Annotated in this window: 1 protein-coding gene; it reads left to right on the plus strand. The window is 59.5% G+C overall.

From position 1 onward, the window contains the following. Positions 1-31: 31 nt before the first annotated feature. A partial coding sequence (locus JK635_RS28670; RefSeq protein WP_202655049.1) for a transposase occupies positions 32-523 on the plus strand: 492 nt, incomplete at its 3' end.

Consider the following 523-nt stretch of genomic DNA (forward strand, 5'->3'; position numbering starts at 1 on the left):
ATCAAACCAACCAACGAGAGAAACCTCCACCATGGACAAGGATAAGCAAGAATCAAGCATTGGTCTACAGGAAATCGGGCTGAGCCTGGATGAACTGGTCAAGCGCGGTGCGCGGCAAATCGTGCAGCAAGCCATCGAGGCCGAGCTGGCGCTGTTGCTCGCCCAGTACGAGAATGTCAGGACCCTGCATGGGCACAAGGCGGTGGTGCGTAATGGCTATCTGCCCGAGCGCGACATATTGACTGGCGCAGGGCCGGTGGCGGTGCGGGTACCCAAGGTGCGCGATCGCTGCGGCAACGGCGTGAAGTTCAATTCCGTCATTGCACCACCCTACATCAGAAAGTCGCCACGGGTGTCGGCAGCGCTGCCGTGGCTCTATCTCAAAGGCATCTCCACGGGCGACATGGAAGGAGCGCTGCAGGTATTGCTGGGAGAAGATGCCAAAGGGCTGTCGCCCAACGTGGTTAGTCGCCTCAAGACCCAGTGGTCCGACGAGCATCGACAATGGGACCAGCGCGATCTG

Source organism: Neobacillus paridis, assembly GCF_016765675.1.
Lineage (GTDB): Bacteria > Bacillota > Bacilli > Bacillales > Cytobacillaceae > Neobacillus > Neobacillus paridis.